Origin of the sequence: Rhizobium phaseoli, assembly GCF_001664385.1 — a bacterium.
Classification (GTDB): domain Bacteria; phylum Pseudomonadota; class Alphaproteobacteria; order Rhizobiales; family Rhizobiaceae; genus Rhizobium; species Rhizobium phaseoli.
The window spans coordinates 37726-57413 of sequence record NZ_CP013536.1; the positions used below are offsets into that span (position 1 = coordinate 37726).

General features: G+C 60.5%; 27 protein-coding genes. 15 read left to right on the plus strand and 12 right to left on the minus strand.

What is annotated here, in order from left to right:
* Positions 1–2 precede the first annotated feature (2 nt).
* Positions 3–1721 (plus strand): GH32 C-terminal domain-containing protein, encoded by a 1719-nt coding sequence (locus AMC88_RS27400; RefSeq protein ID WP_064826475.1) that lies wholly within the window; start codon positions 3–5, stop codon positions 1719–1721.
* A 63-nt stretch (positions 1722–1784) separates the two neighbouring features.
* On the opposite strand, the gene AMC88_RS27405 is transcribed toward AMC88_RS27400, so the two are convergent.
* Positions 1785–2288: a YciE/YciF ferroxidase family protein gene (locus AMC88_RS27405; protein WP_012489630.1), complete on the minus strand. Its 504-nt coding sequence runs from the start codon at positions 2286–2288 to the stop codon at positions 1785–1787.
* A 276-nt stretch (positions 2289–2564) separates the two neighbouring features.
* On the opposite strand from AMC88_RS27405, the gene AMC88_RS27410 reads away from it, so the two are divergent.
* Positions 2565–3092: a sigma-70 family RNA polymerase sigma factor gene (locus AMC88_RS27410; RefSeq protein WP_064830122.1), complete on the plus strand. Its 528-nt coding sequence runs from the start codon at positions 2565–2567 to the stop codon at positions 3090–3092.
* Positions 3093–3218: 126 nt separating this feature from the next.
* Complete coding sequence (locus AMC88_RS27415) at positions 3219–4556, plus strand: cytochrome P450 (RefSeq protein ID WP_064830123.1); 1338 nt, start codon at positions 3219–3221, stop codon at positions 4554–4556.
* Positions 4557–4579: 23 nt separating this feature from the next.
* Here AMC88_RS27415 and AMC88_RS33815 read toward each other — a convergent pair whose 3' ends face one another.
* The 4 genes from AMC88_RS33815 to AMC88_RS27425 form a co-directional block, all read right to left on the minus strand.
* Complete coding sequence (locus AMC88_RS33815; protein WP_167355299.1) at positions 4580–4750, minus strand: hypothetical protein; 171 nt, start codon at positions 4748–4750, stop codon at positions 4580–4582.
* The gene (locus AMC88_RS33820; RefSeq protein WP_004671170.1) at positions 4750–4902 is read right to left on the minus strand and encodes a hypothetical protein; all 153 of its coding nucleotides are present in this window, start codon (positions 4900–4902) and stop codon (positions 4750–4752) included. The genes AMC88_RS33815 and AMC88_RS33820 overlap by 1 nt, the downstream gene beginning before the upstream one ends.
* A 68-nt stretch (positions 4903–4970) precedes the next feature.
* Positions 4971–5615, minus strand: coding sequence for an NrsF family protein (locus AMC88_RS27420; RefSeq protein WP_064830124.1), 645 nt, complete (start codon positions 5613–5615; stop codon positions 4971–4973).
* On the minus strand, positions 5612–6160 hold the full coding sequence (locus tag AMC88_RS27425; protein ID WP_037139068.1) for a sigma-70 family RNA polymerase sigma factor: 549 nt from the start codon (positions 6158–6160) through the stop codon (positions 5612–5614). The genes AMC88_RS27420 and AMC88_RS27425 overlap by 4 nt, the downstream gene beginning before the upstream one ends.
* A gap of 183 nt (positions 6161–6343) precedes the next feature.
* Here AMC88_RS27425 and AMC88_RS27430 point away from each other — a divergent pair, with 183 nt between their 5' ends.
* From AMC88_RS27430 to AMC88_RS27440, 3 genes are all read left to right on the plus strand, one after another.
* Entirely contained in the window at positions 6344–6607 is a 264-nt protein-coding gene (locus AMC88_RS27430; RefSeq protein WP_064826318.1) for a pentapeptide MXKDX repeat protein, read from the plus strand.
* An 80-nt stretch (positions 6608–6687) separates the two neighbouring features.
* Complete coding sequence (locus AMC88_RS27435; protein ID WP_064826319.1) at positions 6688–7527, plus strand: cytochrome b/b6 domain-containing protein; 840 nt, start codon at positions 6688–6690, stop codon at positions 7525–7527.
* Positions 7527–8303 carry a molybdopterin-binding protein gene (locus AMC88_RS27440; protein WP_037113771.1) on the plus strand — a complete coding sequence of 259 codons (777 nt, stop codon included), beginning with the start codon at positions 7527–7529 and terminating at the stop codon, positions 8301–8303. The genes AMC88_RS27435 and AMC88_RS27440 overlap by 1 nt, the downstream gene beginning before the upstream one ends.
* A gap of 28 nt (positions 8304–8331) precedes the next feature.
* Here AMC88_RS27440 and AMC88_RS27445 read toward each other — a convergent pair whose 3' ends face one another.
* Both AMC88_RS27445 and AMC88_RS27450 read right to left on the minus strand, forming a co-directional pair.
* A complete protein-coding gene (locus AMC88_RS27445; protein ID WP_037113774.1) occupies positions 8332–9093 on the minus strand; it encodes a Crp/Fnr family transcriptional regulator in 762 nt (253 codons plus the stop codon).
* Between the two features lie 127 nt (positions 9094–9220).
* Complete coding sequence (locus AMC88_RS27450) at positions 9221–9733, minus strand: YciE/YciF ferroxidase family protein (protein WP_004671185.1); 513 nt, start codon at positions 9731–9733, stop codon at positions 9221–9223.
* 115 nt (positions 9734–9848) lie between these two features.
* On the opposite strand from AMC88_RS27450, the gene AMC88_RS27455 reads away from it, so the two are divergent.
* The 3 genes from AMC88_RS27455 to AMC88_RS27465 all read left to right on the plus strand — a co-directional run bounded on the left by AMC88_RS27455 (position 9849) and on the right by AMC88_RS27465 (position 12214).
* Positions 9849–10394, plus strand: coding sequence for a DUF4142 domain-containing protein (locus AMC88_RS27455; protein ID WP_237353202.1), 546 nt, complete (start codon positions 9849–9851; stop codon positions 10392–10394).
* Positions 10391–11371, plus strand: a complete 981-nt coding sequence (locus tag AMC88_RS27460) for an alpha/beta hydrolase (protein WP_237353203.1) — start codon at positions 10391–10393, stop codon at positions 11369–11371. Before AMC88_RS27455 ends, AMC88_RS27460 begins: the two co-directional genes overlap by 4 nt.
* Positions 11372–11494: 123 nt before the next feature.
* Positions 11495–12214, plus strand: a complete 720-nt coding sequence (locus tag AMC88_RS27465; RefSeq protein WP_029531723.1) for a Crp/Fnr family transcriptional regulator — start codon at positions 11495–11497, stop codon at positions 12212–12214.
* A 35-nt stretch (positions 12215–12249) separates the two neighbouring features.
* On the opposite strand, the gene AMC88_RS27470 is transcribed toward AMC88_RS27465, so the two are convergent.
* Both AMC88_RS27470 and AMC88_RS27475 read right to left on the minus strand, forming a co-directional pair.
* Positions 12250–12534, minus strand: a complete 285-nt coding sequence (locus AMC88_RS27470; protein ID WP_064826320.1) for a hypothetical protein — start codon at positions 12532–12534, stop codon at positions 12250–12252.
* Positions 12535–12637: 103 nt separating this feature from the next.
* Positions 12638–13009, minus strand: coding sequence for a hypothetical protein (locus AMC88_RS27475; RefSeq protein WP_037113777.1), 372 nt, complete (start codon positions 13007–13009; stop codon positions 12638–12640).
* Between the two features lie 273 nt (positions 13010–13282).
* On the opposite strand from AMC88_RS27475, the gene AMC88_RS34310 reads away from it, so the two are divergent.
* From AMC88_RS34310 to AMC88_RS27490, 3 genes are all read left to right on the plus strand, one after another.
* Positions 13283–13576, plus strand: a complete 294-nt coding sequence (locus AMC88_RS34310) for a hypothetical protein (RefSeq protein WP_037113779.1) — start codon at positions 13283–13285, stop codon at positions 13574–13576.
* The gene (locus AMC88_RS27485; protein ID WP_086003886.1) at positions 13566–13853 is read left to right on the plus strand and encodes a hypothetical protein; all 288 of its coding nucleotides are present in this window, start codon (positions 13566–13568) and stop codon (positions 13851–13853) included. Before AMC88_RS34310 ends, AMC88_RS27485 begins: the two co-directional genes overlap by 11 nt.
* A 124-nt stretch (positions 13854–13977) precedes the next feature.
* Complete coding sequence (locus AMC88_RS27490) at positions 13978–14217, plus strand: DUF6894 family protein (protein ID WP_037113788.1); 240 nt, start codon at positions 13978–13980, stop codon at positions 14215–14217.
* Positions 14218–14673: 456 nt separating this feature from the next.
* Here the strand turns inward: AMC88_RS27490 and AMC88_RS27495 are convergent, their stop codons facing one another.
* The 3 genes from AMC88_RS27495 to AMC88_RS27505 all read right to left on the minus strand — a co-directional run bounded on the left by AMC88_RS27495 (position 14674) and on the right by AMC88_RS27505 (position 16801).
* Positions 14674–16053 carry a sensor histidine kinase gene (locus AMC88_RS27495; RefSeq protein WP_064826321.1) on the minus strand — a complete coding sequence of 460 codons (1380 nt, stop codon included), beginning with the start codon at positions 16051–16053 and terminating at the stop codon, positions 14674–14676.
* Positions 16054–16265: 212 nt separating this feature from the next.
* Complete coding sequence (locus tag AMC88_RS27500; RefSeq protein WP_150126767.1) at positions 16266–16565, minus strand: hypothetical protein; 300 nt, start codon at positions 16563–16565, stop codon at positions 16266–16268.
* 44 nt (positions 16566–16609) lie between these two features.
* Positions 16610–16801 (minus strand): hypothetical protein, encoded by a 192-nt coding sequence (locus AMC88_RS27505; protein ID WP_225880672.1) that lies wholly within the window; start codon positions 16799–16801, stop codon positions 16610–16612.
* Positions 16802–17083: 282 nt separating this feature from the next.
* Here AMC88_RS27505 and AMC88_RS27510 point away from each other — a divergent pair, with 282 nt between their 5' ends.
* The 3 genes from AMC88_RS27510 to AMC88_RS27520 all read left to right on the plus strand — a co-directional run bounded on the left by AMC88_RS27510 (position 17084) and on the right by AMC88_RS27520 (position 19688).
* On the plus strand, positions 17084–17860 hold the full coding sequence (locus tag AMC88_RS27510; RefSeq protein ID WP_064826322.1) for a FadR/GntR family transcriptional regulator: 777 nt from the start codon (positions 17084–17086) through the stop codon (positions 17858–17860).
* Positions 17857–18831: a sialic acid TRAP transporter substrate-binding protein SiaP gene (locus AMC88_RS27515; RefSeq protein ID WP_064826323.1), complete on the plus strand. Its 975-nt coding sequence runs from the start codon at positions 17857–17859 to the stop codon at positions 18829–18831. The genes AMC88_RS27510 and AMC88_RS27515 overlap by 4 nt, the downstream gene beginning before the upstream one ends.
* 284 nt (positions 18832–19115) lie before the next feature.
* Positions 19116–19688: a TRAP transporter small permease gene (locus AMC88_RS27520; protein ID WP_064826324.1), complete on the plus strand. Its 573-nt coding sequence runs from the start codon at positions 19116–19118 to the stop codon at positions 19686–19688.

The window sequence follows — 19688 nt, forward strand, 5'->3', positions numbered from 1 at the left end:
TGATGACAAGCCAAGCGATTTCTCCGTCCGATGAAGCGGGGCGGGAGACGATCAGCGCCGTCCTGCCCGCGGAGTCCACGATCCATGCCTGGATCAAGGCGTCGCATGGCGGCGCCGCAGGAAGGCTGAGCGTCTGCGTCGGCGGCGAGCTGTTCGCTGCCATCGACGTGTCGAATTCCGATGAATTCCAATTCCGGCGGCTGACGCTGGAAAGAGGCGGGGAGACCGCTTTCGCCTATGATCCCGTCACGACCGAACTCTCGGTCCTCTATGCTTTTGCCCAATCCCATGTGCTGGAAGACGGCATCCGGCTGCTTCACACCGGGCCTGCCAACGCCGCACCCGAGATTTCCGGCGGCTACCACTTCCGTCCGCCATTCGGCTGGATGAACGATCCCAACGGGTTTGGTCGTTTCGACGGCAGGCTGCACCTCTTCTACCAGCATTATCCGCACAGCCTTCGCTGGAACAACATGCACTGGGGCCATGCGATCTCGGACGACTACCTTCGCTGGAAACATCTGCCGGTGTTTCTTCCTCCGTCGGACGAGTTTGCCGCACGGGCCGATGGGCGCGGCGGCGCATTTTCCGGCTCGGCGATCGCGCTCCCCGGCGAGGAAGCCGGCATTCGCATCTTCTTCACCGAGCACATGAAGGATCGCAAACCGGAAGAGCAAGTTCAGCTTACCGCCGCCAGCCGCGACCTGGTGGCCGCCGAGCCGGCCAAGCTGATCCTGCCGGCGCGCCCCGCGGGCCTCGATCTGACGACCGATTTCCGCGATCCCTATGTCTTTAAGGGACCGGACGAGAAGTGGAAGATGCTGCTCGGGACCCGCGACCGTGAGGGCGGCGTCATTCTGCTCTATGAGACGGATGACCCGGCCGCGGCGGCGGGATGGACCTTCCTCGGCATGCTTCACCGCGAAAACCGCTTCGGGATGACCGCAGCGGAGTGCCCCTGCATGGTGCCGCTCGACGGTGCCGCGAAGGATCCTTCGACGCGCTGGGCCCTGATCTTCGGCCTGCTGACCAGCCGCGACCCGGTAACCGGCCGGCGCAACATGACGCTTGCCACCGTCGGCCGGTTCGATGGCCAGCGGTTTCTGGTGGAATTCGAACAGGAACTGGATTTCGCTACCGATGCCTATGCTTTCCAGGCCTTCGTCGACGATGCCGGCCCGATCGGCATTGCTTGGCTTGCGAACTGGACGGATATATCAAGAGAACTCGACATGCCGACGGCGATGACCCTGCCGCGCCGGCTGGCTTTGCAAGGCGGTGCGCTGATCACGCCGCCGGTCTCAGCTGTCGAAAGCCTGCGGCAGCGCCGGCTGGATGCCGTAAGTCTTCTCGTTGGCGAGACCGTCGATCTCGCCAACGGCTCCGTCGAAATCCTGCTCACCCTCGGACAAGCCGGCAACGCTTTCCGCCTCGATCTCGAACATCCCGATGCGACGATCGCGGTTCAGTTGAACGACGAGGGGCTGAGCATTCCCTTCTCGGTGGCGAATGCCAAGGCATCGCCCCGCTATATCGCCGCCGGTGCACGCCCGTCGACCATCCGGATCTTTCTCGATGCGGGCTCGATCGAAGTCTTCGCCGACGATGGCCGCTGGACGGGAACCAAACGGCTGCCCGGCTTCAAGGGGGTGAGCTCGGCGCGTCTGATCGCAGCCGAGGGAAATGTAATCGCGGCCGAAATCTGGCAGCTCGGTCTTTGATCTCGGCATGAGCCGGTGCAAAGCACGACCGCCGGGAAGACGGCCGTTGCTGAATGGACGAGCTCAGGCCGCCTTGCCTTTGCCTTTCACATTGGCCGAAGACTCGGCGATCCGTGTGAGCTTCTTGTCGGTTGCTTCTTCTTCGGCTAGCGTCGCCTGCAGCAGCGGCACGGCATCCCTGAGACCAAGCTGCTTTGCCCATGCGATCAGCGTCCCATAACGGGCGATTTCATAATGCTCGACGGCCTGCGCCGATGAGATCAGGCCGGCATCGAGCGCGGGCGTGCCCTTGAACTCATCCATGATTTCTTCGGCCTCGGCGATGATGCCCTGAATGGCTTCGCAGGTCTTGCCGCGGGCCGGCTTGCCGATCATTTCGAAAACCTGTTCGAGACGCTCAACCTGGGCCTGGGTCTCGTCGCGATGCTGCAGAAACCCTGCCTTGCCCTCTTCCGATTGCGCGGCACGGGCCATCTTCGGCAAAGCCTTCAGGATCTGCTTTTCCGCATAGTAGATGTCCTTGAGAGTATCGAGAAACAGATCATTCAAAGTCTTCTCGGTTGCCATGTTGGTCCTCCTATGGCGTGCATGACGACAAACAACTCTCGCATCGGTCGGATGTTCCGATTGGGGATATGACGCCTCCGCGGCCGGAGGCGTCATCTCTATCCGGCCAAGGAAGAGGCCGGCCCGACAGCATCGGGCGGCGATGACCGAACGATTGCAAGAGGTGGTGGTTCCATTCGGCCGGCGGGAGTTGCCCGCCGCCCTCGGCGTCTGTCCGGTATCGTACGGCAACGAATAGGCAGTCAGCGACTTTCCTTCACATTCCGGGAGAAAAAAATGACTTCCTTGCCCCCAGGACGCTCCGCGTCGCAATGTAAAGAAAAGTCCGCAATCGAGCTGGAGATCGTCGAACTGACACCGGCATTGCGCGCCTTTGCCCGACGGTTTCTGCGCAGCGAGGACGACATCGATGATCTTGTGCAGGAAACATTGCTCAAAGCACTGAACTCGCTCCATCTCTATCAGCCCGGCACCTCACTTAAATCCTGGCTTTTCACCATTCTCCGAAATACGTTCTGCACTAATTATCGCCGCAAGAAGCGCGAGCCGTCGGGAATGGACGCCGCGATGGAGCAGGTCGCAATTGCGCCGACCCAGGAGTGGGTGCTGCGGGAACATGAGCTTCAGCGGGCGTTGACGCTTCTCTCCGAGGACCGGCGTCGCGCGCTGACATTGGTAGCCGCCGGAACGAGCTATGAAGATGCCGCCAGAATGTGCGGGTGCCGGATCGGCACCTTGAAAAGCCGTGTCAGTCGTGCCCGCGAATCCCTGGTGGCGATGCTCGGAAACAACTTGGTCGACTGAGCGCTGTTTCGCCGGCTTTGGCCTGTGAGGCGGAACAAAACGGCCGTGGTGCTGGTTCCAACCCCGCCGATAGGATCACTTCAGACCATCCGCTGCGGAGGGCCTGCTGCTGCCGATTGAAATACCATGAACGCACGAAGCCACGCCATCTTTCCCAGAGTGAACCGCGCCGGGTGGATCGATACGCTTCGGGTGATGACGAGGGTCATAGTCCCGACGGTTGCCAAGGGCACCATCATCCGCCGCCAGACAATGGAGCGTCTGGCGGAGCGGCAGAGCCTTCATATAAGGGCTGTGAAAGAGATGCAGCGGCTGAAGGACAAATACGGTCCGTCACCTCTTCTGCTGCCTATCCCATTCCGACCACAGCTCCTCATCCTGGATCCGGCAGACCTTGCCACCGTGCTCCGATCCTCGCCCGAGCCTTTCGCCGCGGCAACTGCGGAAAAGCATGCGGCCCTTGCGCACTTCGAACCGGAAAATGTCCTGATTTCATCGACCGCTCGGCGGGCCGAGCTTCGGCCGGCGCATGAACACGCTCTGGCGACCGCAGACCGGCTCCATCCATATTCGATTCATTTCAAGCGTATCGTCGACGCGGAATTCCTGCAACTAATCAGCGGCATCGGATCGAACCGGCCGAATGAGCTCGACTGGCTGGGTTTTTCGCAAGCTTGGTTGCGAGTGGTCCGGCGAGTTGTCCTTGGCGAGCGCGCGCGCAACGACGTGACATTGACCGAAACCTTAAACGAACTGCGAGAACGGGCAAACTGGCCGTTTACCGCCCGGGTCGACCGGCGCAAGCTTGCGTTATTCCATCAGCAACTCGCTGGCTATCTCGGCGAGCCAGACAAGCACAGCCTGGTCGGCCGTCTTCCGACAAGCGACCAGATCGCCCCGGAAGACCAGGTGGCTCAGTGGCTGTTCGCCTTCGATGCTGCCGGCATTGCCGTCATGAGGACGCTGGCCCTGCTCGCCAGCCATGCGAGCTATTGGGCCCCAGCCGTGGAGGAGGCAATGGGCGGGCGTCTTGATCGTCCGTTTACGCGCAGTTGCCTGCTCGAGGCCTTGCGGCTCTGGCCGGCGACGCCCGCTATCCTCAGGCACGTGACCACAGAGATCAGATCCGCCGACAGGATCGTCCCGAGCGGCGCGGGCGTCGTCATCTTTGCTCCCTTCTTCCATAGAAACCCCGCGCTTCTCTATGCCAATCGGATGGAACCTAGCATCTGGGGAGAGAATGATGCTTTGCCGGACGCCGGGCTCGTGCCCTTCAGCGCCGGTCCCGTCATTTGCCCAGCACATAATCTCGTGCCGACGATCGCAAGCCTTGCTGTGGGCACGGTGTTATCGGAGAGCGGTCTTGCGCTGATCGACCCCGTGTTGCCCGTGGACAACCTGCCCGGCACGCTCGATCACTTCGCCATCCGGCTCCGGCTGAGCGCGCGCCGCAGAGAGAAATAGAGGCGGCACATTACCGCGACCGCTCACATCCTCTGCATCACAGCGTAGGCGAGGATCGAGACGTAAAGCAGAAAAGCGATGGCGATCGTTGTGGCGAACAGGGCGACGGCCAACCATAAGGTTTTCAGCCCGTTCCGCTGCTGCTCGGCGCTCAGCCCATTCACCGGGGCCGGGTCGTCTTTGGGCCGTTTCATCACGGCTTGGCTTCCCTCGAAAACTGTGTGCCGTGATCGCTTATGCCGTTAGCGTTCCAGGAAAGTGTGGCGCCGAGCACGATCAGTAGTCCGACCAAAACGATAGCCCCGATATAGATTGCGAAAGCGCGACGATCCGATTCGTGGTTCATCTTCCACTCCTTCGGCTCTCGAACCAGCCGAAAGGCGGAATGTTCCAGTCAACAGGGTGACAAGGGCTTCACCAGCGGAGCAGGCGAGGCCCGGTAAGGGCGCCGAGAACGCCCGTGATCAGGATACCGAGCGTGTACCAGATCAGCACGAAAGGCATGCCGTTTTCAGTGCAGAACCAGGAATAAACCCAGGCGCCGGCCGCTCCCGCGGCAATGCCGGCGACGAAGCCCGTCAACTGCAGATCCGAGGGCGCTGCCCGCCGTAGTGCCCAGACAATACCGGCATAAACGGGTAGCGCGAAACCGAAAATCAAGAGCGGGCAGTGGAGCGCCGAGGAGCCGAGAATCAGGACCGGATAGGTTTCAACCGGAGCCGTCATGAGCTGGGTGGCTGCGACCGCCGCCATGGCAGCGAAGATCAATGCAAGCAAACCAAAAAAGCCGCCCTCGGAACCATCAGGGCGGGAAAGCCGATAGACGGCGACGATGCCCGCCACGGCAATGAGGGCATTGTAGGCCGACTTGATCCAGAAAACCGGCAGCATCAACACGTCGGGCATATCGATCCTGAGGCCGAGACCGATCAGCATCAGCAGCAGGGAGACCGAGAGGGCAGGGACTATGCCGAGCGCGAAGCGGCGCCGCAGTGCTTGGCGCGGGACCGCCTTCAGATCGCTTGCCAAGCGTTCGATGATGTCATCCGTCTTTGTCACGATACGCCTCGCAATCTCTCCCCGAGCGCCTTCAGCGCGCGATGGATACCGACTTTCACCGCCGATTCAGACTGGCCTGTGCGGGTTGCGGTATCGGCGACCGACTGGCCCTCAAGCTTCACCTGCCGGATCAGTTCCTGCTGCCGCGGCGGCAGCCCGTCAAGCAATCGCTCGACATCCATGCGGGCCGTCAGCGTATCCTCGCTGAACCCGCTCTCGATCTCCTCGCCAAGTTCGGTCTCAGCCAGCCTGCGTCCGCCGCGGCCGCGATGATGGTCGATCAGCTTGTAGCGGGCGATCGAGAAGAACCAGGCGGTGAACGGTCTTTCACGGTCATATGTGGACCGACGGGAATGCAGCGCCAGCAATGTCTCCTGGACCAGGTCTTCCATATCCGCTTTCGTCGCCGCCGCCATTCTGCGGCCGTAATAGCCGACAAGCAACACGCGCAAGGCGGTCAGCAAACGCCGATAGGCTGCCTCGTCCCCATCGAGGGACAGAAGCATCAATGCTTTCAGGGCTTCTTCCGAATGGGCGGTTGTCATGCTGTCACGGAATTCATTCGCAGAAACGGCCAACCGGTTACAGGAAAGATCGAAACAATTTTGTCATCACAGCTCTATCACATGCGCGTGAGCCTGTAACGCATGCCGACACTCCCTCGAATAACCGGATGTGAGCCATCGGCAAGTCGCCGGTGGACACGAAAATCCTTTCAGGAGAGTTCCATGACCAAGCTTTTTTCCCGTCTCGCAGCTTGCACCTTCATCCTCGGTCTTTCGCTTGCCGGCGCCGCCTCGGCGGAGGACGCCATGAAGTCCGACACGATGAAGAACGACACGATGAAAAAGGATGCGATGCAAAGCAGCGCGATGTCGAAGGATGCGATGAAGATGTCGGGCACCAAGACCGACTGCATGCATAAGGCCGGCATGGAAAAGGACGCGATGAAAAAGGCCGACATGATGAAGAGCTGCGACGCGATGAAATAGCAATCTGCGCGGCCGCTGAAACTCTATCCGCTGCGGCCGCGTCTCCTCCTCTCGAAACGTCCGACCTTCGGAGAAAGATCATGGCGACGATCGATGCCGGCGCGAAAACCGGCCGCATGCTTATATACCGCCACAGCCTTGTCGTGCGCCTGTCGCATTGGGTGAACGTGCTTTGCCTCACCGTGCTGCTGTTCAGCGGCTTGCAGATATTCAACGCGCATCCGGCGCTCTATTGGGGCCAGTACGGCGCCGACAACGACCCCTCCTTCATCGCGATGGAAGCCGTCGAAGATGGTGCCCGGGTGAAAGGGCTGACGCATATCGGCTCGTTTACTTTCAACACGACGGGCTTTCTTGGCCTCTCAACGGCTGAAGGCGAGGCGACGGCTAGAGGTTTTCCAAGCTGGTTGACGCTTCCGAGCTATCAGGATCTGTCGAGCGGTCGGCGCTGGCATTTCTTCTTTGCCTGGCTCTTCGTCGTCAACGGCCTTGCCTACCTGGCCTATGGGCTGATCAGCCGGCATTTCCGGCGGGATCTGGCGCCCGCCCGCAGTGAACTGGCGCTTACCCATCTCGGCCAAGAGGTCGTCAACCACGCCCGGTTGCGCTTTCCGAAGGGGCCCGAGGCACGGCACTACAACACGCTGCAGAAATTGACCTATCTCGTGGTGATCTTCCTGTTGTTGCCGCTGATGATTGCGACAGGTCTCACCATGTCGCCGGGGTTTAATGCCGTTGCGCCCTGGCTGCTCGATGTCTTCGGCGGACGGCAATCGGCCCGCACCGTGCACTTCCTCACGGCTTTCTCGCTCGTCGCCTTCGTCATCGTGCATATCGTCATGGTGGTCCTGTCGGGTGTGTTCAACAATCTGCGTTCGATGATCACCGGCTACTACGCCATCGAACAGGGAGAGAAATGATGAGCCGTCTGATCACCCGCCGCCGCTTCCTGGTCGGCTCGGCCCTCACCGCCTCTGCAATGGGTCTCAGCGGCTGCGACGCTTTGGTCGAAAGCGACCGGACGAAATCGGTGCTGAAGATCGCCGAGCGCTTCAGCATGAAAACGCAGCGCTTCCTGCTTGGTGACGCCGCGCTCGCCCGTGAGTTCACCGAGGCCGATCTGTCGCCGGTTTTCCGCTCGAACGGCACCAGCATGCCCGATAACCCGCAATATCTCGACTGGATGAGCCGGCAGTTCTCGACCTGGAGGCTCGACGTCGGCGGGCTTGTCGAAAAGCCGTCGCAGCTCTCGCTCGCGCAGCTGAAGGCGATGCCGTCGCGCACGCAGATCACCCGGCACGACTGCGTCGAAGGCTGGAGCGCGATCGGCAAATGGACGGGCCTGCCGCTTGGCGCCCTGCTGCAGTCGGTCGGGCTGAAGCCGGAGGCGCGCTACATCGTGTTCCATTGCGCCGACGAATACGAAAAGACGCTTGATGGCAGCGGTTGGTACTATGAGAGCGTCGATCTCGTTGACGCCTTCCATCCGCAGACGATCCTTGCCTATTCGATGAATGGCCGCGACCTGGAAGTGGCGCATGGAGCGCCGCTGCGGCTGAGGGTCGAGCGGCAGCTCGGATACAAGCAGGCGAAATATCTGACCCGCATCGAGGCCGTCGCCGATCTCGGTCAGCTTTACGGCGGCAATGGCGGATTCTGGGAAGATCGCGGCTATGAATGGTATGCGGGAATATAAGTCATCGACAGAGCTTCGACCCGCTTGCTCAAACGGGGCGCGGGATAGGTACGTCGATAAGGCCGCGCTTCGGTTTTCTGAGAGGCCCGATCAGCCGCTCATATTCGTCCTCCGCCTTGCCATAGGCGTCGGCGGCGAAGTCCTCCAGGCCGGCGCGATTCCTGACGATCACCATGCCGCGGACGGAGCGGATGAACCGATAACCTTCGAGCAGATGCAGGGCGGTGGTGACACTCGGCCGCCGCACCGCCAGCATCAAGGCGATGAACTCATGCGTCAGCGCGAGTTCGTTGCCGTCGATCCTGTCGTGGCACATCAATATCCAGCGGGCCAACCGCTCATCGATCTCATGGACGGCGTTGGACAGCGCGGTGAAGCCGGCCTGCGTTGCCAGAACATGAGCGGCCTTGTGGAGGAGGGCGGCGAAGAACGGCTGCGTTTTCATCAGATCCAGCAATGCGCTTTGCCTCAGGCGATATGCGAAACCCGGCACCTGGACGGCGACCTCAGGGACGCTGATGCTTGCACCTATTGCCGCCGCCACCGGTGCAAAGCCGTCGCGGCCGAACAGCCCCGCTTCGACGCGATTGCCCTCAGGCGAGATATTGATGACCGAGCCTACGCCCGAGCATGGGAAATAGGCATGCTCGATCGCGGCGTCTGCCGGGACGATAACGTAACCGCGGGGTGTGGCGCAGGGTTCGAGATGGGCGACAACCGCTTCATATTCCGCTTTCGGCAAGAGGCCGAGCAAGCAATTCTCTCTAGGCTGCATGGTCGTTTCTGCCATATCGCCCTCCTACGAGTGCGGGATCTGCAGGCAGCGTGGCGCCGTCATTGGCCGATTTCGTCATTTCAACTTGCTTGAGCGTGATTGGTTCCGCTCTGGCGACCGGTGAGCCGCTGACGGCCAAGACCTACACTTTGGCCGTTTCACCCGACTGGCGCAGCGACAGGAACTTTGTCGTGAGGGCGACCAGATTGCCATTGATCCATTCCGCCATCGCGAGCTCCTCGCTCAGATTTGCCTGAAGACCCGTCGTCGCCGTTCCGTATCCGCCCGCCTCGGCAATCGCCAACAGTGATTTATAAGCGGCAGCTTCATAATTCTCGAAGGCGAAATTGGCAAAGGCATTCTTCAGAATTTCGTCGCCGGCAACCGCATGACCGAGTGCAGCCGCGGACCCGGTGAAGGAAAGCACCATATCCTTCAGGGTCGACTTGTCCTCGTCCAATCCATCGAGGATCTCTTCCAGCCGCACGATCTGCCCGTCGGTTTCGCGAATATGCCGATCGAGCTTTTCAGCGACTTCAGGATAGTTCTCGATCCGTTTCAATTGCGGTTTCATGATGCTTAGCGCCTGGTTTTCCATGGCGTGCGCATTTCTCAAGCCTGCGACGAAAACATCGCGAATTTCGCTCTCTGCCATATCAGTGCTCCTTTTTCGCCCCGGTCTAACTGCAGGGGCTGCTCCTGGTTCCGAAGAAGATTCAAGCGCCGGATGCCATCAACGTCCGGAACCGTCCCCGCATCCGATTGTTGGGTTGCGTTCGCAATCGCGACGTCGGTGGATCAAGGACGAGGAGAACAATCATGCGGCTGATATCCAAGCTTTGCCTTCTCTTGTTGACGGCCGCACCCGGCTTGGCTGCCGACGATGCCGCTCGCAGCAAAGCGACCGTTTTTGTCACAGCGCCGCCACGTCGAACATGTTCGAAGTGGAGGCAGCAAAGATCGAAACTGCCAAGGGCAAGGCTCAGGACGCCAGAGGGTTTGCCGACGACATGCTGAAGGATCATGGCCGCGCGGGATCGATGCTTGCCGACGCAGCCAGGGAGGACGGAATTGCGCTGCCCACCGCGATCGACGACGAGCACAGCAAGAAGCTTGAAGCGCTTCGGCAAAGCGACGCGTCAATCCTCGACCAGGCTTATCTTTCGACGCAGGTGACGGCGCACGAGGAGGCTGTCACGCTTTTTGCCGATTACGCGCAAAAGGGCCCGGACGGCGCGCTGAAGCGCGCAGCGCAGAAGATTTTGCCGGACCTCAGAATGCATCTCACCAGAATTCAGGGGTTGGCCTCGAAGTGAAGAAGGCTGCGCCAGCAACGGCACCGGGTTTGTGCCTGCTGCCGGTGACCCGTCGAGAAAGCGGCCGCGCGCGCAGGCTCAATGCTCTGCTCAGGCTTCTTCCCCGATATCACACCAACCGTCGCTGGAACGCCAAGACCGTGCAGGCCGCGGTGCGCACAGCACAGTTCCTGCTTTCCGACGGATTGATCGGCCGTGGCGAAGTCGCCTGCCGCACCATCCTCATCGATGGCAGGCGGCTCCGTCTGAGGCTGCTATTTCCGGCAGGCTCTCGCCGTGGCCTTTACGTTCACTTCCACGGCGGCGCGTGGGTCATGGGAAATGCCCGCCTCGATGACGGCATCACTCGCCCGATCGCGGCGGAATGCGGAATGATGGTCGCAGGCGTCGACTTTCATAACGCGATCGATGATCGCCTCGACATTACGCTGCAGGACTGCAAGGCGGCGGTCGAGTGGGTGGTCGAGCATCTAGGCGAACTTCAGGTCGAGCGCATCATCATCGGCGGCGAATCGTCCGGCGCGCATCTTGCCGCCGAAGCGCTTCTTCATCTGCGCGAGCGCGGCAGGGCTGGCGCCGTCGCAGGATTTGTTTCGGTTTGCGGCGCCTTCGATTTGACCGGATCGGACAGTCTGCGGCGCTCCACAGGCACGAGCCTCATCATCGACGGTCCGGCGGCGCTTCATAACCTCCGGCGATTGACGCGGAGCCTTTCGGGACGGGAGGCCGAGGGGCCTTTGTCTGCCGATCTCTCGGGACTACCCCCAGCCCTGCTCATTGCAGGCGCGCTCGATCCTATCGTCGACGACAGTCTTTCGATGGCGCGGCAGTGGCAGGAGCAGAGCGGCAACGCCGACTGTGTCGTCGTTCCCGATGCCCCCCACGGCTTCAATCGGCTCCCAACGAAGCTGGCGGCCAAGGCAAACGCCCTTGTCCGGGAGTGGATTTTGCGAACGCTCGCACCGCTTGACGGCTGATCAGGACCGACGCGGTGGCGGCGATTGCCTCTGTACGCTATTGCACAGTGCATTGCTCAATGATTCTAGATGGTTAGGTTCGCCCGCAACGACGATCGCATGATCATCGATGCGTGGATGGATATGGACGACGAACAATTGAATTTTCGCAATGAACTGCTGCGCGCCATGGGTCCGCAAGAGCGTGAGCTTCTGCTGCCGCATCTGGAGCCTGTTGCTCTTGAGGTCCCCCAGATTCTGGAGACGGAGGATACGCCGGTCAGTGACGTCTACATAATGGAATCCGGCCTTGCCTCGATCGTGGCGCGGTTCCCCGGCGGGCGCGACATCGAGGTAGGCATTGTCGGCCGCGAAGGCATGACCGGCGCCGCCGTCATCCTCGGCGGCGATCAGTCCGCCAATCGAACGTTCATGCAGGTCTCCGGGCACGGTTTCAAATTGCCGGCGCGTATCCTCTCGGCGGCGATGGAAGAAAGCCGGGCCCTGCGCGGTCTTCTTCTCGCCTATGTCCAGGCGCTGCTTGCGCAAACGACGTCGACGGTTCTTGCCAATGGCCACGCGAAACTCGAGGAACGGCTTGCGCGTTGGTTGCTGATGGTTCACGACCGCACCGACGGCATGACCATCGGGCTGACCCATGAATTCCTCGCAGTCATGCTTGGTGTACGCCGCGCCGGCGTCACCGTCGCGTTGCACCTGCTCGAAGGCAAGGGTCTGATCCGCTCTACGCGGCGGCAGATCGTCATTCTCAATCGGCGGGGCCTGATCGAAGAGGCGCACGGCTCCTATGGGGCGGCCGAGGAAGAATATCGGCGTTTGATCGGCAGGCAGCTTGCGCGTTGACATCAATGCAGCCGCCGCCGGGCTCGTATTCCACTTTACGATCCGGCCATTGCGCCTTTCGTTCTGCGAGCGCCCGTTACGATCGCAGCAGCTACGCCGGGCGCCTTCTGCGCCAGCGCCAGACGGCCGACTGACAGCAGCTTATCGTGGTCCGTTACACCGTGACGATAGAGTCCGATCAACAATACCGCGATCCTTTGCATTGCCGGGCCGCGCAACGGTTCATCGGCTTCGCAGCTGATCACCTTCAAGATCGCCCGCAATCGGCCGAGATCGGCTGAATCCAAGGCTTTCAGATGAATGGACTGACAGTTGGGCATAGCATCTTTCCTGATGCCGATGTTTCCATCGTAGCCTCTGATAATGGGACCCGATGATACTCGATACAACTCTCCCCGCCGAACTGTACGGAAGCAGACACCCTCAATGATAGTAGGAGAGGTCCGGCCCGAACAACGCTGTGATCATCGCGTCAATATCGGCGCGACGGCCGCTGAGAATAAAGCCGCCGGCAGGTGCCTTTGATCGCTGATCATGCGCAAAGACGAAGGGTATTCCTCGTGTCTCCAGCCATTCATTCAGCCAGAGCATAGCCTCGTCGGAGATCCTGACGTCAATGATCGCCGCCTCGAACTCGAGGCCCTCGCTCAAGCAATCCATCGCCGTGGAGACGACGATGGGCCCGGTGATCGAAGCCTGACGGGCGATCAATGCCTGTTTGGCGCCATCCGAAAGGAAGCCCGGTTCACCGATGATAAGAATAGTTTTGCCGGCAAGGGGGCTGAGCGATTTCATGAGGGATGACCACACTAGCCTTGGTTCGACGGCACTCATGCTTTCCAATGGCGAACTCAAACCTCAGCCGATCCGCTTCCTCGTGCGTAACACAGCCAAGCCTGCCGTGCGACATCTTTGTCGTCCCCGTCGAACCTGATCGGACGGCGTTGGTTCCACGGCTTTCGGCGCGGCAAGTCGAAGGCGATTCCGAGGTCAGTACGCTTCCGTACTCGTGGTTGAAATCGAGAACCCGAAGATTAGGATCGCCTTACGTAACCGGGAGGAATGCGGATGAGCCAGCATTCGGGAATTACGAAGCCGGCACTGCAACCCGATGACATAGCCATGCTGCATGCTGTGCTGAGGGAATGGTGTCAGGAAAAATCATGCGAGATCGGCAGTCCGGACGCGCAACACGTTGCACGGGAGCTTGTCTCCTGGTTCGAATGCGGCATCCGCAACCGGCAAAAGCTCAGCGGCCTGATGCGACACATGCACATGGAGGTCCCGAGTGCAGCGAATGCGCGTTGCGAGGGTTCGCGTCCAGCTGCGAAAGCCGGTCGCCTAGCGTGTCATGATGGATAAGAGCCAGCGCAAAGCGTCCATTGCCGTCGCCGGTCTCAGCTTCCCTGACCGGCAGAACGTGCTTAGACGCATCGTCGACGAACTTCAGGATCTTTGCGACAGCGCTCCCGGCGGCGAGCGGCGTCCGGCGCTCAACAGCCTCCTTCACACGATCCGCGCGTCGACCGGGTTAATCGCCGGCGCCGACGAAGATTGCTGGGATGACATTATCGAAGAACTTCTCCAGTTGCGCGCGACCATGCTGCACCTGGCCGGACCCGCGAGGATCTGCCATTGATCCGCTTCCCGGAGAGGGATAGCGGGTGTAAGACAGGGGCTCCTTTGCTTGATTGATGAACAGGTCGTTTTCCGAGGAACTTATCCCAAGTTGTGGCATTGCTTCGGCAACGATGGGGCCGCGGATGCCAAGATATTATTTCAACATCGTTTCGAATGCAGCAACTGTCGTCGACCCCGACGGCACGGAACTTGCGACGATCGAGGATGCGAGGGGTGAAGCCGTGAAGGACGCCAGGGCTTTGATGAGCCAGGCAGTGCTCTCAGGGAAAGATATTTCTGGACGGAAAATCCACATTTGCGACGAGCAGGGGGCGCTCCTGCTGGTCGTGGCTTTCAGCGAAACGATTAAAATGGCTGACTAGCGTTGGATGACAACGCATGGCGCTTTCGGCGACATTCCGTGTTTATCTAGCTCAGGGATCTCGGAGCACGACGGATCGGCAGTCCGATCAAGCGGTGGTATTCCCGTTCGGGGACGCCAATCGAGGCCAGTCCGTCCTCAATGAAACAGACATGTTCGTTCGGGCGATCGGATTCGACCAAGATGTGCTTCACCGGGAGTTCAATCGTCCGCATTGAAGACGATCAGATTGAAGGCTTCGACAGGCAAGGCCTTCAACAATAAATTGCGGGTGTTGTGCCGATCGAGCGTAGCCATGACCGTCTCCTGCGGGAGCGAGCCCGCGCTCATATCTTCGTCATCGCGGCAATGATCAGCTTATGCGCCAAAACAGCCGCTATGGCCATCTGCGTTCGAACTTGTACGGTTCTGACAAAACTGACGGTGGCCCGTGCAGGAAAGCGGAGAAGGTGACCGTTCAAATATTTCTCGGTAGTCGAATGACAAAACTTGTTCCCGGACGACGGTCCTCGACCTGGAGTTCGGCCCGCAGTTGCTGCACCAGCGCTCGCACGACCTTCATTCCAAGGCTTTTTCCGTCGTTTTCGTCAGCTGAAAATTCCGCAGCCAGGCCTTTGCCGGCGTCGGCGACCTCGAGGCAAATTTCATCGCCGGTGCTGCGCGCAATTACGCTAACCGTGCCACATGTGTCGGAATAGGCGTGCTTGAAGGCATTGGTCACCAGTTCGTTGACAAGAAGGGCGATCTGGATTGCCCGATCCGCATCGACCGTGCATGAATCCACATCAACAGAAACTGCATGACGGGACGTCGACTGCTCCAGGCGCTGGCAGAGGCTCGACAGAAAATCCGCAAGATCAACCGTTTCGATATGCGGCTGGCGCCACAATTGATCATGCACCTGGGCAATCGTGCCGACACGCGCCTCCGCATCACGCAGCGCCTGACCGACCTCGGCCTGTTTCGCCGAGCGAGCCTGCATGGCAAGCATGCCCGCAACCAGCGCCAGGCTATTCTTGATGCGATGGCTCATCTCCCGCATCATGATCTCCTGGTGCTCGTCGGCGAAATGGCGCTCGGTGTCGTCCCGGAGCACTTTAAGAAACCCGGCGCGCTGATGACGGGCTCGAAGCGGCATGGTAAGTCCGCTGCCCCAGAAGGTCGATCCGTCCTTGCGTAAGTGAAAGCGTTCATTTTCGGCGCGACCACGCTCCAGCGCCGTCTTCATCTCACGCTGCGGCGCACCATCCTCGCGGTCCGTCGGCAGGAACAGGGTACCCACGTCGCGACCGAGGATTTCACGCTCCTCATAGCCGAAGATGCGACAGGCCCCGGTATTCCAGCTGATGACCCTGCCATCCCGGTCGAAGGCAAAGATCGCATAGTCGATCGCGCTTTCCAGTATGAGCTGCAGCCGTTCTTCGCTGGCACGCAGCGCTTCATCGTCCTGAAGCGCCCGTGTTCGGTCACGGACGATTTTCATAAGGCCGTAGATCTTGCCGTCATCGTTACGCAGCGGCATCATCAGTCCGGAGGCCCAGAACATGCTGCCGTCTTTTCTGACGTGCCATCGATTGTCGTCGGCGCGACCGGTCGCCAGAGCAATCCTCATCTCCTTCAACGCCGCTCCGGCAAGCTGATCCTCGAAGGTAAAGATGACGGCGCCGCTCTGCCCGACGACCTCGTTCGCGCAATAGCCGAAAAGATTTTCCGCACCAGCGCTCCACGTCGCCACAGTGCCGTCGAGATCCATCGAAATGATAGCGTAATCCAGCGCGCTCTCGATCATATGCCGGTAGATCCCGGCCTCGTCGCTTGGAAAGGGATACCGATCCATGCCAGCGCACTCCCAGCCTTAATGCTACGCATATTAACACCTATTGCAGCGATTTCCTTTCGCGTGCGTTTGCGTACAAAAGTCCCGCTGGGTCGAAATTTCTCCATCGCTCGTATAGCGTCACCAATGGCTTACAAATCCGGGGGCATCCCATCTATTCAGGCAGCGGCAGGGGCATCCCTATAGTCGTCCCGCTCGAAGAGGGATTCCGCCTAGTGAAGGCCGCCAGCGCTCGCGTGACCGGCAGGCTGCCTTGCAACGGCGCGCCGCTTTGATCGCTCCGGCCGGCGAAGCCAGTCGTTGTAGGGCCGCAGCATCTGGCCGGGGAAGCGTCTTTCGATAGCGCTTTCGGTGAGCACGAGCTTTGCAAAGATTTCGTCTGCCGGCGAGGGGCGGTCCAGAGCCTCCCCACGCATTTCCAGGTCCCTCATCAGATTAAAAAGCTCGTCATCCGTCATCTCCTCGAGAGCTGCGGCGAAGGCGCGCTCCTGAACGATTGCAAAGCCTGTCATGATATGTACCTCCTGCCGATTTGCGGGCACGGCAGCTGCCACCTTCACTTTCCGGGCAGATCCTTTGGCGTCGTTGCAGCCGCAGGAAGCCTGTTCTGCGATCCCTCCCTGTCCGACGCGCGCAAGGGTGCGGTCGGCGCAGTGGCCACATAGAGGCCAAGGCCCAAAGCCCCGACCGCAACGATAAAGGCACCGGCAATGGCAGCAATCGAACGCCGGCCGTCCTGCTTGATCATTCCAAAGGCCAGAGCAACACCCAAAAGTGTTGCTCCTCCCGACACTGCGAAAAGCCAGATATAATTCATCATCGTCGTCCCATATCAGGCCAACCCAACCCTGGATGAAAGCCAAAGGTTCCCGCAGTCACCCGGACTGATCCTGGGCGCGCACGGGTGCCGCCGGCGCTCGTGTTAAGCGTTTATGCGGCGGATTGACGCACAACCGCCAGGGTGGTACCTCTAAGGAAATTGGTCAGGCCAGTTGACCAGCAACGAGGAGAGGCCGCCAGGGAGGCCAGCATGTTTTCGCCCGTTGAATCCCGCCGTCTTTATCGCCAGGTGGCGGATCAGATTCGGTTGATGATCGCGAGCGGCGAGTTGGCCGTCGGCCAGCGGCTGCCGGCCGAGCGCGACCTGGCGGAGCAATTGTCGGTATCACGCCCGACGGTTCGCGAGGCGCTGATCGTCCTGGAGGTCGAGGGCCTCGTCAACATCCGCATGGGATCGGGCATCTATGTGGTGCGCCAGCATGCCGCCAATGCCGCGGCAAGCGACCGCGAGCCAGTGGAGGGACCTTTCGAACTGCTGCAGGCGCGCGCCATCATCGAATGCGCCATTGCCGAGGAAGCCGCGGGCTGCGCCAGGCCTGACGGCATCGCGCTCCTCGACGAGGCGCTGATGCGCATGAGCGGCGGCGTCAATGATGCGAGCACGGTGCTGGCTGCCGACCGCGCCTTCCATACCGGCATTGCCGCCATCGTCGGCAACGCGACCTTGATCCGCGTGACGGGCGAAATGTTCGACATGCGCATGACCCCGTATTTCGCGAAGCTCGCCAGCCATTTCGAGGGACCGACGACGTGGCGCAGCGCTCTCGATGAGCACCGGGCCATTCGCGATGCGATCGCCGCCGGCGATGCCGCCGGCTCGAAGGCCGCCATGCGGGCTCATCTTACCATGTCACAGAAGAGGTTTTCCGAGAGCTTCGGGGAGGAGTTTTCGGGAGAGGAGAAGCGCGACCACAAGGCGCGCGCGAAACGGACAAGACCTAACCGAGCTCGGAGGAGAGAGCGATGAAGAGCAGACTGGCAACGATACTTTGCACCGCAGCCGCGATCATGGCGACGACCGCGATCGCCCACGCTGAGACCGTACTGAAATGGGCGCATGTCTATGAAACGTCCGAGCCCTTCCATACCGATTCCGTCTGGGCCGCAGAAGAGATCGCCAAGCGCACTGACGGACGTTACAAGATCGAGGTCTATCCGGCGTCGCAGCTCGGCAAGGAAGCCGACATCAACCAGGGTCTCAAGCTCGGCACGGTCGACATCATCATATCAGGATCGAGTTTTGCGGCCCGCGACTACAAGCCGATCGGCGTCACCTACTTCCCCTATATATTCCGCAGCCCCGACCACCTGATCGCCTATACCAAGAGCGATATCTTCAAGCGGCTCGCCAAGGGTTATGAGGACAAGACCGGCAACCACATCGCCGCCGTCAGCTATTACGGCACGCGCCAAACGACCTCGAACAAGCCGATCGCCAAATGCGCCGATATGCAGGGCCTGAAGATCCGCGTTCCCGACGTCCCGGCCTATCTCGCGATGCCGCGCGCCTGCGGCGCCAACACGACGCCGATCGCCTTCGCCGAAGTCTATCTCGCTCTGCAGAACGGCACGGTCGAGGCGCAGGAAAACCCGCTGACGACGATCGAGGCGAAGAAATTCTACGAGGTCCAGAAGAACATCATCCTCACCGGCCATATCGTCGATCACCTCAATACGGTGATCTCCAAGCAGCTGTGGGCGAAACTTTCCGACGAGGACAAGAAGATCTTCGGTGAAGTGATGCAGCAGGCGGCCGAGCGGACCACCAAGACGATCGCCGGCAAGGAGAACAACCTGGTGGCGACCTTCAAGGAAAAGGGCATCAACGTCACCGAGGTCGACAAGGCCGACTTCGAAAAGACGGTGATGGAAAAGGTCAAGTTCGAGGATTTCGGCTACGAGAAGGCCGATTGGGAAGCGATCCGGGCGATCCAGTAAGAGCCGCCGGAGGCATTGCCGGCCCCTCATCCGGCTGCCGCCACCTTCTCCCCGCCCACGGGGAGAAGGGACAAGCGGCAACCTCTCCGTCCCCCGCCTACCTCTCGCAGGGCACGTCCCCTCTCCCCGTCAGAACGGGGAGAGGGCTAGGGTGAGGGCAGCCCCGGAGACAGGCAGCAGCAACGTGGGGCCGCGCCGCCCAGTAAGGAACAGGACTCGTCAACAGACCAAAGGTCGCGCCGCCCGCGCCGCGCCCTCCTTCCCCAACAGGAACAAGGCCGATCATGTCGCAAGAAATTCACACGCCTATCACGGCCGAGGAAATCGGCCACGAGTTCGAAGATCACGCGCCGACCGCAAATGTCTCGGATTACGCCGTCGAGGACTGGATCACGCTGATCGTCTTCTGGCTGATGGCAGGCTGCGTCTTCCTGCAATTCTTCACGCGTTATGTGCTGAACGACAGTTACGCATGGACCGAGGAAATCGCGATCAACTGCCTCATCGGCGTCGTCTTTCTGGGCGCCGTCATGTGCGTGCGCACCTCGCGGCATATCCAGGTCGACGTGTTCTATCACTATATGCCGGCGGGACTGGCGCGCGTGCTTGCTACCTTTGTCGATATCGTCCGCATCGGCTTCTTCGCCTACGGCTGTTATCTGATGTGGCGTTATGTCGACATCGTCGCCGACGAGCAGATGGTCACCATCGAACTGCCGCGCAACATCGTCTTCTACTCGGTGCTGATCGCTTTCGTGCTGATGCTGATCCGCGCCGTGATCGTCTTCATCGCCAACATGCGCCGCGGCTACTCCGTTCTGGAGCGTCCGGAAGAATTCCAGACTGTCGAGGGGTGA